Genomic DNA, 14796 nt, shown 5'->3' with positions numbered 1-14796 from the left:
AATATCGCCTTCATAGAAAGTCGCTTGTTCATGAACTGCTGAACGATGCCCCGTTAATAAATTATCAACAACCACAATGGCATATCCTTTTGAAATTAATTGATCGACGGCATGTGAGCCGATGTAGCCTGCGCCACCTAATACTAAAATAGACATAAATACGCTCCTTTTTCTCTCTAATTTCTTTTTCTATTGTACCATTAAATAAGGTTTACTTCTGAATTATTTCATTTTGTAAACAGGATTTAATTTGGCCATTTCTCCTTATTCATTTTTCCTATCAAAATACAGAAAAGACTTGGTAAATTTTAACAAATCTCTAAATTAGTCGTAGAGTTTATGAAAAATCATTGTAACTATTGGATTTTTTTGCTTTTTTCCGTCATAATAGAAACAAATACAATTTGAAAGAAGGAATGAACGATGAAAAAATTTGTATCAGGTATGTTAGTCGGTACTGCTATCACAGTTGCTGCTTTAGCCGGTGTGGCTACAACTATTAAAAAAACAGTCATTGATCCAATTGAAGAAAAAGAAGATATGATTGAAGAAAACCGTAAAAAAGCGATGCGTAAACGTATTGCACGTTAAAAAATAGCTGTGACGTTGAGATAAAAAATCTAACGGCAAGAAATCAACAGGAGCGCTTCTGGCTTGGTTGATTCTCTTAAGCATAACAAGTGGTCATCCATCAAAGCGATGGATGACCACTTGTTATGCTTTCTTTTTTACCAAAGGAGCTGACTATTTTTCTTAACTATTAAAAATAGTAGCAGCAATCCGATCCATATCGCGCATATTCCAAGGATCCACACCAGGACGAGCTGCAGCGGCTGTTAACCAATGAATCCCTTCTGTTGGAATACCACAACTAAAAAGGCCTGTCGCCACCTGTCCATCTTTTGTGATGACTTGATTCGTGGCAGGCACAATCAAGAGTGCACCTGTTTTGACTATTTGACCATCGGCTAATGCTAGTTGATGGAGCGTAGCTAGCTTATCGGCTAATAACTGCCTTGTTAAAGGATTCAAACTTTTTTCATTATTGACTTTGGGAATGCGTGCTTCAATTAAAAAGTGACTATTATACCGATTTTCCGGAAACAAATTAGCATAAGTAATAAATTGACCCGCTTTCATTTCGACACGCATTTCTGGCCCCAGAATCGTGACTAATCCCAGTTCAACTAACGCCTGTAGCTCTTCTGTTCTTTCAACAGAAGGTCCCACCGACAAAAAGGTATTCAACGGGGTAAACCAGTGCCACAACCACTTCTGACTCTCGTCATTCGTTAATAACCCTTCATCCAAAACAAAGCGAATCTGATCTCTTAAATCTTTTAAACTGTCTAAAGCAGTGGTCAAAGGACCGCTAAGATTGCCTTTCTCTGCTTCTTGAATATCCCATTTTAAATACTCTAGTAAAAACGAACGAAAACTTTCATGAGTGGTTTTCTTTGTTTCAGGATGTTCTAACGCTTGCCAATCAAACCAATCTTGTTTTTCAAAGTGGGCTAGGCTTTCCGGCGCTCCCTTGGTTTGAATAAACAGCTGTTGAAAGGCCTCTTTAGAAAGATGCGGATATTTTTCTTCGATTAAGCAAGTGTAATACACATATTCCACTTCTTTTTTTAAATACCCAAAAAACTCTGCGCCTGTAACCTGTCCTTTTTTACGACATTCAGCTAAATACGTTTCGGTTAAAAAAACAGGCTGATAGGTTTCCCCGTAACCTTTTTGATTAATCCCTCGAGGATGAGAAGGAAAACCGCGACCAGAACCAGCAATAATAATAGGCTCTCTTCCAGAAGGTTTATAACGTAAGCGGCCATTTTGACGAGAAAAAACACCCCCGCGGCCAATCGTCAAGGCAGATAAATAGTCAAAAAATGCCAAACCTAAGCCTTTTAACACAACGGGTTGTTTTGCAGGTATATTGGCAAGTGCCAATAAAGCATCCGCCGCATTTTTAGGAGAAGAATAAAACAAACGATGCTCCTTGGCGTAGTCCGCAAGCTCTTGTTCAACAGTCGTTAATTCATTTTCTTGGTGACCCAAAGCTAAAATTACTTTGTCTGCCGTAAACTCAATGGATTGAGTATACACATAATAGTTATCCTCTCCTGCCCGCACAGCAGTTACTGGCTCTTTAAAAAACGTCAGCGATGTTTGTTCGTTACACCTTGTGGCTAAATACGTATAAAACCATTTTTGGTACATGCCATAAAAAGCCCTCGAGCAGTGATCATTCGGTCCAAGGCGATGACATTCTTTCAACAACTCAAGATAATCATAGGGTTGTTGCTGTTGAATGTACTGCGCAGCTTCTGTTTGGGTCCATTCATAGAGAGTGGGGCCCTTGACAATTGGTCCTTCGCCACTAAAAGATTCATCTGTAAATAAAGTGACTTGGCTAATCACGGTGTTCATTAATAAATAATTAGGTTGCTCTGCTCGCCAAATTTTCCCACCTGGACCGTATGGATCAAACAACGTGAGCTGAACATTTATTTCCGTTTTACGAGCCCATTCAATGACTCGTTCTGCAGCTGATAAGCCTCTGGGTCCAGCACCTACAATTGCAATTTTCATCCAATCACCTACTCTATTTTTCTAATAATTCTTTTAAGACAACCGCTTGATTATGCACTGTATCTTTCGCCCCATAGACCAGCGTGACTACTGGCTGATTTTTTACAATCGTCTGTAACTGCTTAAACGCTGTGGCAGTTGGCTCATGTTTCAATTCTTCTTGGTATTTTTGTTTAAACTCAGGATATTTATTTGCTTCATGATTAAACCATTTCCGTAGCTCTGTACTTGGGGCCACTTCTTTGAGCCATTCATCTAACTTTTCAGATTCCTTGGATTTTCCTCGTGGCCAAACACGGTCAACTAAAACACGGTAGCCATCTTGCTCTGTCGGTGCTTCATATGCTCGCTTGATTTGAATCATCTGCCTTCACCTCTTCTCTTTATTGTAGCTCAAAAAGTGAGGACTGACAAAAAGCAACATCTCTATTAAGCTTTCCTATACAAAAAGAGTTGGTCTCAATGAAGACCAACTCTTTTTGTTATTAACTATTTCTCTTTTTCACTTTCCCAGTCCAGCCATCATAGCCGCCTTTTAAAATATAAATATCAGTATAGCCATTTTTGCGTAATAAATTAGCTGCTCGGATACTTAAAGCTTTCTTCTGATCATAAAGATAAACAGGTTGATCCTTACGAAGAGAACCAATTGTTGTTTTTAACATGCTGTATGGCATGCTGCGCGCCCCTAAAATATGCCCAGCATCAAATGTATCTTTCTCACGAACGTCAATCACTTGTGCTTTACGCATTGTTTCTTTAAATTCTTCTTCCGTCAGCATTTTTGCTGAACGTTTCACCATAATTTTCAAATATAATTCATTGAATACCATCGCTAGTACAATAACTAGCAAAATGCCATTGATTACCCATAAAATACTCATTCTAAAAAGCCCTCTCTATTTCTCTTTTGAAAATTGTAATGCTAGTGAAGCGGCACCAATGACGCCGGCCTCATTACCTAGCTCTGCTAATTTAATTTTTGTACTATTTCGAACTTGTGGGAAAGTAAATTCTTGGAAATATTTTTCGACACGACTACGTAAAAATTCTCCTGCTGCAGAAACACCTCCACCGATAACCACGCTATCTGGATTTAACGTGTTACCTAAGTTTCCTGTGGCTAAGCCTAAATAGAAACAAACACGATCCACAACCATTAAAGCAAAATGATCGCCTTTTTCAGCAAATTCAAAAACATCTTTACTCGAAACATCTTGTCCATCATCAATCGCTTGTTTCAGTTCAGAGTCACCTGCAAATTCTTCTGATAAATGACGTGCAACACGAACGACACCAGTGGCACTAGAAACAGTTTCTAAACAGCCACGTTTCCCACAGGTACAGTCAAAGCCGTTAGGATCAACCGTCACATGCCCAACTTCACCAGCACAGCCAGCAACACCGTGGAGCAATTCTCCCGCTGCAACAATGCCTCCGCCGACACCTGTTCCTAAAGTAATAAAAATCACGTCGGGATTGTTTTCCCCCGCGCCTTTCCAACGCTCACCTAAAGCGGCAACATTGGCATCATTATCTAAGGCAAACGGAATTCCTAAAGCAGATTCGATTTGTTCTTTAACAGGCTGTACAGTCGTCCAGTTTAAATTATAGGCACCTACAACAGTTCCTTTTTCAATGTCGACACTTCCTGGTGTTCCCATACCAATTCCCACAAAATCTTCTTTTTTCATATTATAAAGATCTATACGGTGACGAATACTTTCAATAATTGATGGCACAATGTGCTTGCCATCTTCTAAAACATTCGTTTCAATACTCCATTTTTGTTGAACAACGCCATCGGTTGTTAAAATAGCAAATTTGATGGTCGTTCCACCTAAATCAATCCCAATAATCTTTTTATCCATTTAGTCGATTCCTTTCTGCTTCCCTCTAGATTCTTCTATTCGATGCTCTCTTTGCAAAATATGCCGGGCCTGTAAATACGTATCTCGGTCTACCAATTGACCTTCATACAATTTTTTTAATTCAATCATCATTAACTCAATATCATAAATCCGTGCACCGACATAAATATACATCCCAAACTGTTTAAAAAGTTGTTGTACATCATATAACGTTTCCATACGAAAACACTTCCTTATTATACAGGTAAACCGTATTTTTTAAAACCCAATAACAGACAAATTACGACAAGAAAAATAAAAATTAACGTGGCCATAATTCGCTCGTGCTTATTAAATGCTTCTTCACGATTTGGAACAGCAAAAGCCGTCGCGACTAATAGTCCACCGATTAGACCGCCAACATGACCCATCATATCTACAGAGCTACTAAACAAGTTAAATAACAAATTAATCACAATAAACATTGAATAGCGTTGCACCATATACATAATCGCTGGATTGTCTCTAAAATGGCGTCCTAAAATAACAAATGCGCCGAACAAACCAAAAAGCGCTGTACTAGCACCCGCTGAGACACTGTTGGGTGTCCCAAAGGCAAAACTGGCGATATTTCCAGCAATCCCACTCAATAAATAAATTCCCAAATAGCGCCAATGCCCATAAATTGCCTCAACCTGTGCGCCGATATAATAAAGAGTAACCATATTCAAAATAATATGCATAAACCCAATGTGAAGAAACATTGGCGTGATAAACCGCCAGTATTCATGATTTTGAGCTACCAGTGGACGAACCATTGCTCCCCAATTAACTAAGTTTAAAATATTTTCTGATCCTCCAGTTAATTCCAATCCAAGGAAAACAATGATTGAAATACCTAAAAGGGCATACGTAATGAACGGCTGATTTTTTAGCCGTTTCAATTTCATTTCTGTTTGATAATTCATTCCATTCCTCCTATTGTATAAATAATTGTTCGATTGGCTGATCAAACGCTTCTGGTTGCCATTGCTCATGGAGTTGTTCACTAAAAACTAAACTACATGAATGGCCCGAAAAATGTTCCAAATAACGATCATAAAAACCACCGCCGAAGCCTATTCGATAGCCAGCACGATTGAAAACAATCCCTGGCACAATCAATAAATCAATCGCTGTAGCTGTTATTTCTGCCGCTGTTAACGGAGGTTCTTCCACGCCAAATGCACTGGTGTCATAAACCGTCTCTGGAAAGACTTGATAAAAGTGCATTTTGCCTCCTTTAAATGTTCGCGGCACCGCCACTTGCTTGCTCTCTTGCATGGCCCGTTCGAAAATTGGCTGTGTTGATAATTCTAGCGGTAACGACCGAATCATTCCGATTGTTTGTGCTTGTTGCCATTGCTGACTAGCAAACAACTGTTCATAGAGACTTGATTCTTTATGTTGTTTAATTTCTGGATGTTGTTTTAGCCATTCCAGGGCAGTTAAGCCCACTTTTCTCAACTTGTTTTTCTCCATGTACACCTTCAACCCCTTTTCTGTTAAGTTTATAGAAAGTGTTCTTAAAAAACAAGCTGATTCCCCTTTTCTCTTTGAAAAATCCCGTTATTTTTCTAACGTTTTTGACGCTTCTTTAAAAAAGTCAACAACCAAATCCATTGTTTCTCCTTTCACTAAATGCCGCTCACCGATTTCCGTTATAAATTGCGTATTTCTCGCATACGTTTTCCCAGACACTAATTGTTCAAAATCAGCCATGTCTTCATAGGGAATTTTTTCATCTTCCGTTCCATGCCAAAACAGCATCGGTCGTTCTTGCAGTCTTTCTGGCGTTTGTGATAAATCGTATTGATGCACCCAACTTAGCAACAGTGGCAAGTCTTTAGGTACAAAAATAGCAAATTCTTTCGCCCGTTGAATCACTCGCTGAATATAGCGCGCCGGATAGGGTGTTCCCATTAAGCAAGCGGCAGCTTGAATCTCAGGATGTTGGGTCATAAGAGCGCTGGTAGTAATACCGCCCATGGATACACCACCCACGCCAATCCAATTTTCTTTAATCAACCCTAATTTATGAAAATGATGGATAATTACTGGAAATTCAATCAAATTATATTGAATGCTACTCCAAAATGTAATCGATGGAATCGTGGAAATAGGTCCTGTTTTTCTTTCTCCATGGTTCATGGCATCTGGTAAAATGACCCGAAACCCCTCGTGTGCTAATTTTCTTGCTTGTGTTAAAGATAATTCTTTAGCTGATTGCCAACCATGATAGTAAACAATTAAAGGTAATGCTTCGTTTTTTTGCTCTTCTGTTGTCACTTCTAATGCTGGAATTTTTGCTATGTAGCGATGTCTAATACTGATTTTCATTCATGATTCCTCCATTATAAAATATCTTCTCTTATTTTACCGTTTTTTGATAAAACCTGCTCTTTATATGATTTATCAAAAAATCACAAAATATGCGAATTCGCATTTTCCTATTTTATTACTTTCCGTTATAATCATTTTATTAAATACAAAGGGGTGTTTTTATGGTTAAAATTGAGGAAAAAGGCAAAGTAACATTTGGACAAGCTTTTAAAGATTATTTTCGTGGATATGTTGATTTTAAAGGTCGGACCACACGTGCTGGTTATTGGTGGATGACATTGGTATTAAGCATTTTAGCACTTATTTTTTATATTGCCATTGTCGGCAAAGCTGTGTCAGCAATTTTAGCAGCTGAATATTTTGAAACCTATGATTTTGGAAACTTATTACCGTTAATGCTTTTTGCACTTGTTTTATGGTTAGCTTTATTATTACCAACGTGGGCAATGTGTGTACGTCGTTATCGTGATGCTGGGATGACAGGTTGGGGCGTGCTTGTTTTATATCTACTTTCTATTGCCTGTAGCTATACACAAGTTTTCTCTGTTATGTCAACACTGAAATATGATGTTCAAACAGATACTGTGATAACAGGTGGCAGTCCCGTCTTCTTATTTTTCACTCTTGTGATTAGTCTGTTTTTCTTCTTACTAACAGTCTTACCGACAGATAAACTAACAACAACTAGCCAAAATAGCGTCTTACGCTTCTTCTTCCGTTACAAAGAAGTGAAGTAAGGAAAAGTTTTAAGCCTTTCTTTTAAAAGAAGGGCTTTTTTCTTATTTTAAAATCTTTATGATAAAATAAGAACTAGTCTAGCTAAAAAATGGAAGGAGAAAATATGGCTACTTTTAAACGGATTCTGAATCTAGAAAATTATATTTTTACTTTTTTTATTTTATTTGTCTTTTACGGCGCAATTAACTCTCCCTATTCTCTGGTAAAAATTCTTTGGGAAAAGCCTAAGCACTTGCTTGTTTTACTTCCTCTATTAATTATTCTATTGTTGATTATTTATAAAAACAAAAAATTTCTTTACACTAAGATTCAAGCGCTCTGGCACTTAATAAAAACCCATGATCGTGTGGTTATTATTGGTAGTTTGGTCAGTTTATTTTTACTACAACTTTTACTCCTGACGCAGATTACTGTGCCGATTGGCTGGGATGTTTTTGACAACTTTCATAGTATTACCACTGAAAATAGGGATTATTCAAAAATCGTACTTTCTTTAAACCCCAATAACGAATTTTTCTTTTTCATGATGTATTACCTTAATAAATTTTTGCGTTTCATTGATGTAACAGGGAGCTGGAGCAATACTTGGTTTAGTTGGCAAGTGGTTAATTGCTTGTTTATTAATAGCAGTTTATTTCTCTTTTATCATGCCTCTAAGCGTGTCTTTAATCCATTAACGGCCTTCGTTGCTTACAGTTTATTTTTTCTTTCTTTCGGATTGTCTCCATGGTTACTCACGCCTTATACAGATACGGCCGTCTTATTGTTCATCAACCTAGTCTTTTTTGCATATAGCCTTTTTAACCAAGTTTCCCCTCCCTTCGTAAAATATTGTTTATTACTGTTTATTGGGATTGGCCTAGCTTGGTGTTTTTTAATGAAACCTTCGTCTATTATCTTTTTTATTGCATTTAGTTGTATAAAAGTGCTGCAACTTCTTTTAGTAAATCGGAACAAACAGTCTATCGTAAAATTAACCGTGGTTGCTCTCTTTTTACTGACTGGTTTCGCCAGCGCATATTATAGTTTTCAATTTTTTGTGGAAAAACAAACGATTACGGAAATCGATAAAGAACAAGCCAAACCTTGGACACTTTTTGTAATGATGGGTTTGACGGGAACTGGCGGTTACAATGATGCAGATACACAAGCAGTAAATCAGTTGCCTACACAAGAAGCCAAAAAAGCTTATACCATAAAAATGATTCAAGACCGTTTAAAAAATAAAGGATTCTTTGGTTATCTCCGTTTTCTGGCTCAAAAAAATCGTCATAATACTGCCAATGGTGATTTTGACTGGGGTTGGGATGGCGGTGATTTAATCCCAGAAACACCTTCTAAAAATCGTTGGCAAGAACACTTGCGGTCACTGTATTATCCGCAAAATCAAAAAAGTAACTATCTACGAATTTATATGCATTTTTTCTATTTACTCACATTACTAGGTCTATTGTTCAGTATCCCTCTAAAAGATTCAAAAAATAACTACGCGATTTTAAAATTAGCTTTCATTGGAGCTATTCTGTACTTATTGCTCTTTGAAGGCGGCCGCTCTCGCTATCTAATCCAGTTTATGCCGTTTTGGTACTTGTTATCAGCGAGTGGTTGGCTGGGGTTGAGAGAGATTCGAAGATACAAAAAAATAGTAAAATAGAAAAGAGGATTGAGTTAAAAATGAAAAAAAGTTTACTGGGGTTGATTGTTTTTTTATCCTTACTGACCCTTACTTCTTGCAGAAATAAAGTGACCACAAAAGAGCTAATGGCAAACGAGTGGGCCGTAAACTCCAACGTTGATGAAGTAGTAATGATTGTATCATTCAGCGAAGATACCGCTACTTTCAAAATCAATACAGATGAACACACATCAACTGCAAAAAATGATTTGGAAAAAGCAGGCGAAGAATTAGGTAAACAAATTGCAAATAAAATAGAATACAAAGTCAAATACCATCTAAAAAACAATCAAATTCGTTGGGAAAATGAAGGAAAAGAAGTAGCTTACAAGATAAAAAAAGAAAAGCAAAATCTACTTTTCACTCCTACTAAGACAAACAATTCTGATAACCAAACAAAACTAGTTTTGAAACCTTACACAAAGAAAAGTATTGATTCTTCCACTCAAAAAGATAAAACGGAAGAAACCAGCTCTAATTATCAAAATGTCTCATCTGAAACAAACCAATCTACCTCTTCATCTACTACTAAAGAACCGCTACCACAAGTTAGCTTAGCTGATTTTATAGGCGGTTGGGGTATTCCTCAAAGTGATAACTTATTTTTTATAAATGCTGACGGAACACTCACTAGCATAACTCAATCGAATGTTCCTCTTCAAAATGTAAGTTTTTCTGTGGATGAGAATGGTAATCAAACAATGACGTTTCTTTTGAATAATACGCCCCGAACAGTAACGAAAAATAATGATGGTACTTTAACTGTTAATGGACAAATATACACTTATCTAGGTAATATTACGTTGGAACAATTAATTGAAAGAAATAATCAAACTCAACAAGTTTTTGAACAATCTGAACAGCAACCACCACAAAACTCTGATTCTCGTGAACAAATACAAAATTCTAAATCAGACCAACCTATATACGATACGGTACGAAGTGGTGAAGGTGGGCGACAGTTAGCCGAAAGAAATGGTTTAACCTTAGAAGAATTATTAGCGTTAAATCCAGGCATTGAAACTTCTGTTTTTTATCCTGGTCAGTCATTACGAATTAAATAGAAATTTAGGTATACTAATAGATAATAGTCTATAAAAGTAGAACTGGACCATCTACCATTTACTTTGGGATACCAGTTGATGGCAATCAGTTTGACGAAGTGGAACTAGACCTTGTACCGACTGACTCAGCAAAAATTGCGACATTGGATATAGCAGTTGGTCAGTGATTAATAGCATATATGGAATATACACAAAAATGTCTAAGGAGCCTAACATTCTTTCAAGAAAGAATGTTAGGCTCCTTTTATTCAGACAATTTCAGCCACTCTTTGCGATTGCAATAGGACATAGTTTTTACAAAGACAAAATGATAAAGCAAACCGTAAGCTAGCCCCAACATATTTAACAAAATTCTTAAGTAAAGACTTGTTTCTAGCCCAAATATCATAGAAGCTGCCATGATAGCACCAACACAATTAAAAATCGTTTTACTTTTATAAGATGTGCATAAGCCTAAACAAAGTCCTCCTAAAATACCAAGTAGGTTCGTTGGTATATAAAATAACAAGATAGCCGATACTAGAGAACCAATAACGACCCCTATTATTCGTTCTTTGGCTCGTTCAGACAATTTAAACGTATCATACCCAGAAAATAATGATGAACTAGCAAATGTTGCCCACATAAAGCGGTCAATCTGAAGGTGCGTTCCTATAAAAAGTAATAAGCTAATGCCTAAAGCGTAATAACCAAACCAAATATTTCTTTGATTAAAAAAACCATTTTCTGTAACCATCTGTATAAAAGTAATCTCTTGATCCAATTTTTTATGTTTCACATGATAAACAAAAGCTAAAAGTAGATAAGCAAACACTAATACAAAGAAAGTTTGTTCTAATTGCTGAAACGATTGATAGTGAACCGTGCCAACTAAATATAAGTAGGAGAACGTATACAAGCCAGGATTACCCATTTTAGGGTTTTTACCAGTTAAGAAAAACAATGCCAGCAAGCAGATAAAATGAAGACCCCATTGTAAAAATGATACAGAAATCAGTGAAATTAGTGGACTAACACCTAGAATTGTTAACACGATTCCTAAACTAAGCAAGGCCTGTTTTTCCCTGTAGCCATATGAGACGAAACGGATACTCAACAGCAAACAAAATAATACAATTGAAAAAGGCGCTACAGCTTTTCCAAAGAAAAAAGTAATCGTCGACACCCATAAAATCGCAAACGAAACTAATAAGATATCCCTTATTAACAAGGCGCGCCAAAAATATCTCCGCTGTTTTTTAGTGTCCGCTTGATGAATTTTTTGTTTTAAAATAAATGGATCTAACTGCAATAATTGATAAAAAGTCACCTAAAATCATCTCCTAAAAATCGACTCTTCTCAATTCATTATTCCAACTTTTCCTTCTATGAAATCAGAAGAAAAGTAGTTGTGACGAACATTTTACTACAACTTTTTTTCTGAATCAATACATGCTTTATTTCTTAATTCAATACCTCTCCCGATACGATTTGCTTACTTCATAAAAAATAAGCCTAGAAAAAATCAAAACGATTAATTCTAGACTCAAAATTAAATAACTGTTGAACAAAAGCTAGCGCTTTTTTACATAAACTTTTCCAACAGATCCATTTCTTTTTCTAATTCTTTTTCATCATACTTGTCATACTTACCAGCTTCGTGTGCAATTTTTTTAATCTCATGAATGGCTTTTTTTTCAACAATCCATTTCTTCATACTATGTTTTTTTGTATCCTCATCTAGCGAGCCCAACTCTTCTAAACTTGCATCCAATTTGTTCAAAACGTCGGCAATTTTTGCTAATGCTTGCGCTTCTTTTTCTTCATAGTTTGACATAATAGACACCTCTTCTTAAGTATTTTTCTACTTTAAGTGTACGTCTCTGTCGTTTTATTTGCAACTAATAACTCAACTGCTTCTCAGTACGGAGGATAAGGGATTCGAACCCTTGCACGATGTTACTCGCCTAACGGTTTTCGAGACCGTCCCCTTCAGCCAAACTTGGGTAATCCTCCCTCTACATTCCATCTACAAATGAACATGTAATGAATCAATAGATAAAAAGCCTAGACCCTTACACAACAAGGATTCTAGGCTCTATCTAACTAAATTATTTAGTTTCACGGTGTAATTTTTCTGCAACACCATATTTAGACAGACTAGAACTCACAAGGGTTTGCGTAATATCATTTTAATTCAAATTAGCAAAATAGACTATAACAACAAGATAAAATCTACATCAAAAAATTAAAAAAGGCAAGCGAATAGATATATAAATCATACCGAATAAACAAAAAAAGCTCTACTTCCTGTGATTGAGAAGTAGAGCTTTTAATTTATCTATTCAGCACCGTTAACACTAAGGTGCAGATACCTAATAAAGTTAAACTAAATGATAATAGTTCTTTCTTTTGCAAGCTCATGTTTTTCTTCATCTCGTTAATTCCCTTTAACACTATTATAGCGACGACAATAAAAAGTATATAGTACGTTCGCATACCTGAAGCCCAAACAGTAGGAGAAAAACCCATAATTAATCTTGAACAAAAACCCATCATCATTAACACTACTAAAAAAACAGCAGATTTTTTATCATCAAAACTTATATAAATTCCTATAATTAAACATAATAATAATCCCAAAACTATAAAAGTAGCTACCCAAGTTCCAGGGTGATAAATTGATAGTTTAGTTCCAAATCTTGTAAAGATATTCCCCAGATTGTTGCTATTCCAAATCATTGATCTTTTATTTCCATTGACATAAGTAAAACTTTGTCCCATTGTGTTTCCGAAAAAAGTAATCAAATTTAGAAAAAGCGGCAATGCGGTTAATATACGTATATAATAGTTCTGACATTTCTTATAAGATAGAAAGAATAATATAAAAAAGAGTAATAAAAATAAAATATTTGTGTCTAAAAAAAACGGTTTTCCAAATGATGATATACCAAGGTCTAATTTATTCACAAAGTTAAATTTTTTGTATTCAGGAAACCATTTATTAATTTCATGAGCAGCCCGCAATGTGTTCCCTGGGGCCGTCAAAGAAAAAAATAATTCCACTAAACTTATTATGGAAAGCGCCGATAACTTATAATTATAATTTCTTCTAAATAATAAATACAAACTTACTAGACTAGTTAAAACAAAAAAGCATACGTTAACTTGCTCTTGGTTAGCAGAGAATATTAATAAAGGAATACTTATACAATATATTTTTTTGCTTATTTCTTTACCGCTTAACACTTGAAAAAAAGGGTAAAAAGCTAGCAAACCAAAAGCTACTGGCCATTGGTAATTTAACGTAGTAGCGATCCAACCAGTTTCCCCCATTATTGTTAAAGGAATTAGACAAAATATAGAAAAAACTAGTAGCAAATTTTTAGAATATAACTTGTTGAAAACATATTTGCAAAGCAATACTATAGAACCTGTCATTATCGTTGAATTTAATAATTTCCATAACATAAGGTGTTTAGAAAAAAACATCAAGAATAATTCAATAATAACTCTTGAACTCCATGTTTTATAATGTTCTATTGAAGCACCCAAATATCCTAATTTATCTAATCTATTTACGTAAACTAAGTCATCAGCTCTCACTGTCGGCATATACATATTAAAAAGAAAAAAAACAACCCAAATTCCTATAATCAGTAAAGTTAGTTCTTTATTATTTTTTATTTTCCTAGAATGTTTCTTCAAATTTTATGCTCCTTCCCATATTCACCAGCAAAGTATACCATAACTTGAAAATTTACTTAAGACAAATTTTAATTTTTTAGCATTCAATGATATGTATATATTAGTATAAATGAAAAAAGACCTACCTCTCACAAAGAGAAGTAGGCCTTTTACTTATTTCTTAATAGTTCAACGTTTGACCCGGATAAATCAAGTTAGGATTTGCTAATTCGTTTAAAGCTGCCAATGTTTGATAAGTCGTGCCAAGTTTAGCCGCTATACTTGATAAATTATCACCCAACTGGACTGTGTAAACATTACTTGTTGCTGATCCATTTACTTTCAAAACTTGTCCAGGGTAAATAAGGTTTGGATTAGCCAATCCATTTAACGAAGCTAAAGTTTGATAATCGGTACCGTATTGGTAAGCAATGCTTGATAATGTTTCGCCATGTTGAACTATATGTGTTGTTTCTGGTTGCTTATCAGGGACAACTGTTGCATCTGGTAATAGTTCAATATCACCTTTGCTAATCCATGACAAAATGCCTTCTAGCAATACTCTGCTTCCAGTTGCTTCTTGCACTTTATAACTGTTTCCTTTAACCCAATCTGGAATAGCTTCGCCAGTTGCCCAAGCATCAACACTAAATTTCACTTTGACGGTATCGCCAACTTTAACATCAGAATTAGGTATTTTTTCAATTTCTTCGCCTGCATCTGTTGCTGGCGTATCCGTTTCTGGTTTATTTGTATCTGTATAACCACTATCCGTAATTCCTGTTAAATCTACGTTACCATCTAAACCACCTGCAATATAAGCGGATGT

17 protein-coding genes and 1 tRNA gene are annotated in these 14796 nt (G+C 35.7%); 4 read left to right on the top strand and 14 right to left on the bottom strand.

The genetic code is table 11. From position 1 onward, the window contains the following. Window positions 1–156 (bottom strand): NAD-dependent epimerase/dehydratase family protein (locus tag KQI94_RS13100; protein ID WP_216454493.1); only part of this gene is annotated, 156 nt, incomplete at its 3' end. A gap of 267 nt (window positions 157–423) precedes the next feature. Here KQI94_RS13100 and KQI94_RS13095 point away from each other — a divergent pair. Further along, a complete protein-coding gene (locus KQI94_RS13095; RefSeq protein WP_002356337.1) occupies window positions 424–591 on the top strand; it encodes a DUF3042 family protein in 168 nt (55 codons plus the stop codon). A 162-nt stretch (window positions 592–753) separates the two neighbouring features. On the opposite strand, the gene KQI94_RS13090 is transcribed toward KQI94_RS13095, so the two are convergent. From KQI94_RS13090 to KQI94_RS13055, 8 genes are all read right to left on the bottom strand, one after another. Continuing rightward, window positions 754–2592, bottom strand: a complete 1839-nt coding sequence (locus KQI94_RS13090; RefSeq protein ID WP_002368787.1) for an FAD/NAD(P)-binding protein — start codon at window positions 2590–2592, stop codon at window positions 754–756. A 13-nt stretch (window positions 2593–2605) separates the two neighbouring features. Continuing rightward, window positions 2606–2956, bottom strand: a complete 351-nt coding sequence (locus KQI94_RS13085) for a DUF488 domain-containing protein (RefSeq protein WP_002362343.1) — start codon at window positions 2954–2956, stop codon at window positions 2606–2608. 121 nt (window positions 2957–3077) lie between these two features. Next, a complete protein-coding gene (locus tag KQI94_RS13080; RefSeq protein ID WP_002356334.1) occupies window positions 3078–3476 on the bottom strand; it encodes a rhodanese-like domain-containing protein in 399 nt (132 codons plus the stop codon). Window positions 3477–3491: 15 nt separating this feature from the next. After that, window positions 3492–4463, bottom strand: a complete 972-nt coding sequence (locus tag KQI94_RS13075; RefSeq protein ID WP_002368784.1) for an ROK family glucokinase — start codon at window positions 4461–4463, stop codon at window positions 3492–3494. Beyond that, window positions 4464–4682 carry a YqgQ family protein gene (locus KQI94_RS13070; RefSeq protein ID WP_002356332.1) on the bottom strand — a complete coding sequence of 73 codons (219 nt, stop codon included), beginning with the start codon at window positions 4680–4682 and terminating at the stop codon, window positions 4464–4466. Window positions 4683–4699: 17 nt separating this feature from the next. After that, window positions 4700–5410: a rhomboid family intramembrane serine protease gene (locus tag KQI94_RS13065; protein WP_002362481.1), complete on the bottom strand. Its 711-nt coding sequence runs from the start codon at window positions 5408–5410 to the stop codon at window positions 4700–4702. Window positions 5411–5420: 10 nt separating this feature from the next. After that, a complete protein-coding gene (locus KQI94_RS13060; RefSeq protein WP_002384041.1) occupies window positions 5421–5963 on the bottom strand; it encodes a 5-formyltetrahydrofolate cyclo-ligase in 543 nt (180 codons plus the stop codon). An 87-nt stretch (window positions 5964–6050) separates the two neighbouring features. After that, a complete protein-coding gene (locus tag KQI94_RS13055; protein ID WP_002356329.1) occupies window positions 6051–6821 on the bottom strand; it encodes an alpha/beta fold hydrolase in 771 nt (256 codons plus the stop codon). A 164-nt stretch (window positions 6822–6985) separates the two neighbouring features. On the opposite strand from KQI94_RS13055, the gene KQI94_RS13050 reads away from it, so the two are divergent. The 3 genes from KQI94_RS13050 to KQI94_RS13040 all read left to right on the top strand — a co-directional run bounded on the left by KQI94_RS13050 (window position 6986) and on the right by KQI94_RS13040 (window position 10301). After that, a complete protein-coding gene (locus tag KQI94_RS13050; protein WP_002356327.1) occupies window positions 6986–7561 on the top strand; it encodes a DUF805 domain-containing protein in 576 nt (191 codons plus the stop codon). Window positions 7562–7650: 89 nt separating this feature from the next. Next, complete coding sequence (locus KQI94_RS13045; RefSeq protein WP_002389884.1) at window positions 7651–9216, top strand: membrane protein; 1566 nt, start codon at window positions 7651–7653, stop codon at window positions 9214–9216. Continuing rightward, window positions 9168–10301, top strand: coding sequence for a DUF4950 domain-containing protein (locus KQI94_RS13040; RefSeq protein WP_029656607.1), 1134 nt, complete (start codon window positions 9168–9170; stop codon window positions 10299–10301). The genes KQI94_RS13045 and KQI94_RS13040 overlap by 49 nt, the downstream gene beginning before the upstream one ends. A gap of 244 nt (window positions 10302–10545) precedes the next feature. Here the strand turns inward: KQI94_RS13040 and KQI94_RS13035 are convergent, their stop codons facing one another. The 5 genes from KQI94_RS13035 to KQI94_RS13015 all read right to left on the bottom strand — a co-directional run. Further along, on the bottom strand, window positions 10546–11610 hold the full coding sequence (locus tag KQI94_RS13035) for an FUSC family protein (RefSeq protein WP_002362350.1): 1065 nt from the start codon (window positions 11608–11610) through the stop codon (window positions 10546–10548). A 255-nt stretch (window positions 11611–11865) separates the two neighbouring features. After that, window positions 11866–12117, bottom strand: coding sequence for a hypothetical protein (locus tag KQI94_RS13030; protein ID WP_002382470.1), 252 nt, complete (start codon window positions 12115–12117; stop codon window positions 11866–11868). A gap of 89 nt (window positions 12118–12206) precedes the next feature. Beyond that, window positions 12207–12296, bottom strand: a tRNA-Ser gene (locus KQI94_RS13025). A 321-nt stretch (window positions 12297–12617) separates the two neighbouring features. After that, on the bottom strand, window positions 12618–13988 hold the full coding sequence (locus tag KQI94_RS13020) for a DUF6056 family protein (protein WP_002415466.1): 1371 nt from the start codon (window positions 13986–13988) through the stop codon (window positions 12618–12620). A gap of 160 nt (window positions 13989–14148) precedes the next feature. After that, a partial coding sequence (locus KQI94_RS13015; RefSeq protein WP_216454491.1) for a LysM peptidoglycan-binding domain-containing protein occupies window positions 14149–14796 on the bottom strand: 648 nt, incomplete at its 5' end.

Source organism: Enterococcus sp. S183_ASV_20, from assembly GCF_018919685.1.
In the GTDB taxonomy this organism is placed as follows: domain Bacteria; phylum Bacillota; class Bacilli; order Lactobacillales; family Enterococcaceae; genus Enterococcus; species Enterococcus faecalis.
This window is presented reverse-complemented; position numbering and strand designations above follow the sequence as displayed.

Excerpts from the sequence above, each read along its gene's own strand:
- KQI94_RS13095 (WP_002356337.1), top strand. The coding sequence starts at position 424 with ATGAAAAAATTTGTATCAGGTATGTTAGTCGGTACTGCTATCACAGTT.
- KQI94_RS13090 (WP_002368787.1), bottom strand. The coding sequence starts at position 2,592 with ATGAAAATTGCAATTGTAGGTGCTGGACCCAGAGGCTTATCAGCTGCA.
- KQI94_RS13085 (WP_002362343.1), bottom strand. The coding sequence starts at position 2,956 with ATGATTCAAATCAAGCGAGCATATGAAGCACCGACAGAGCAAGATGGC.
- KQI94_RS13080 (WP_002356334.1), bottom strand. The coding sequence starts at position 3,476 with ATGAGTATTTTATGGGTAATCAATGGCATTTTGCTAGTTATTGTACTA.
- KQI94_RS13075 (WP_002368784.1), bottom strand. The coding sequence starts at position 4,463 with ATGGATAAAAAGATTATTGGGATTGATTTAGGTGGAACGACCATCAAA.
- KQI94_RS13070 (WP_002356332.1), bottom strand. The coding sequence starts at position 4,682 with ATGGAAACGTTATATGATGTACAACAACTTTTTAAACAGTTTGGGATG.
- KQI94_RS13065 (WP_002362481.1), bottom strand. The coding sequence starts at position 5,410 with ATGAATTATCAAACAGAAATGAAATTGAAACGGCTAAAAAATCAGCCG.
- KQI94_RS13060 (WP_002384041.1), bottom strand. The coding sequence starts at position 5,963 with ATGGAGAAAAACAAGTTGAGAAAAGTGGGCTTAACTGCCCTGGAATGG.
- KQI94_RS13055 (WP_002356329.1), bottom strand. The coding sequence starts at position 6,821 with ATGAAAATCAGTATTAGACATCGCTACATAGCAAAAATTCCAGCATTA.
- KQI94_RS13050 (WP_002356327.1), top strand. The coding sequence starts at position 6,986 with ATGGTTAAAATTGAGGAAAAAGGCAAAGTAACATTTGGACAAGCTTTT.
- KQI94_RS13045 (WP_002389884.1), top strand. The coding sequence starts at position 7,651 with ATGGAAGGAGAAAATATGGCTACTTTTAAACGGATTCTGAATCTAGAA.
- KQI94_RS13030 (WP_002382470.1), bottom strand. The coding sequence starts at position 12,117 with ATGTCAAACTATGAAGAAAAAGAAGCGCAAGCATTAGCAAAAATTGCC.